1 protein-coding gene is annotated in these 242 nt (G+C 57.0%); it reads left to right on the top strand.

Translation table 11 applies throughout. The annotated features are described in order from the left end of the window. On the top strand, nucleotides 1–242 hold a 242-nt coding region (locus AC1RPW_RS08645), incomplete at both ends, for a hypothetical protein (RefSeq protein WP_481769554.1).

The raw sequence follows: 242 nt of genomic DNA, 5'->3' as shown, positions 1-242 counted from the left end.
AGCGTAAGCTATACGCCGCAGAACTCACGAAGCTCGGAAAGGTCCGAGCCGCCTATGATGAGCTGCGCGCGCAGGTTGAACGCGACAGAGAGGGGCTCGTACCGCGCGATGAGCTGATGAAGCTTAAAGAACGCGTCACCAAGATCAAGGCACGGTTGAGCAAGCTTCAGCGTTCGTTCACGGATGCGCAGGAAATCACGCGGCTTGTCGCCTTCTCCGAGTCAATGGGCGATCAAGTCAAA

The organism is Dellaglioa sp. CoH-55-MRSF-8 (assembly GCF_056782195.1).
This window is presented reverse-complemented; position numbering and strand designations above follow the sequence as displayed.